The organism is Parabacteroides sp. AM58-2XD (assembly GCF_003463685.1).
GTDB classification, from domain to species: Bacteria; Bacteroidota; Bacteroidia; order Bacteroidales; family Tannerellaceae; genus Parabacteroides; species Parabacteroides segnis.
This window is the reverse complement of the sequence record NZ_QSDP01000259.1, coordinates 1-618: the sequence shown is the minus strand read 5'-3', so window position 1 is coordinate 618 and position 618 is coordinate 1. Positions and strand designations below refer to the sequence as shown.

At 46.0% G+C, this 618-nt stretch carries 1 protein-coding gene; it reads right to left on the bottom strand.

Annotated elements, in window-relative coordinates:
* Positions 1 to 39 precede the first annotated feature (39 nt).
* Positions 40 to 618 (bottom strand): transposase (locus DXA15_RS25165; protein WP_233567643.1); only part of this gene is annotated, 579 nt, incomplete at its 5' end.

Genomic DNA, 618 nt, shown 5'->3' with positions numbered 1-618 from the left:
ACAGCCTTTCTTTTTGTATTGACTGAGAGATGAATGTTTTCAAGCGACCGTTTTTTGCGTAATTCTTTCCCATATGCGATTTTTGTCTGGTAAAATCTGCCATACGAATAAAAACAGCCCCCTAAGAGATATATTCTCCCCGTTTTGGGTGTGTTTCGCTATCCGGGAACACATTTTCTTAATGTTGAAGGCAATGGCGAAGAAGGCAAAGTCCATTGTCACCTTGTCTTCTCCCACATGCCGGAACCTTCTATATGCCATGTTGTGTTTCATCTGTCCAAAAACTGCTTCCGGTTCTATACATCGCCTTCCCCTATGCCTGAAGCCTTCTTCCGAGAGTGACCTTTCCCGTGCCTGCCGTTTGTATTGGTTTAACCGGTGGTTGACTTCTATAATACGGTTCCCCCGGGCTTTAAAGCAACTGCCACGTAAAGGACACCCTTCACATCTTTGTGCTTTATACCGGGCACTTTCGGTGACGTATCCGCTAGCTGTTTTGTCACGTCTGATTCCTATACGGTTCATGTGCTGCCCCATAGGACAAACGTAATAATCCTCCTCCGCATTGTAATGGAGACTCTCCGTATGGAATGGATTGGGAGTATAACGGGGACGCTG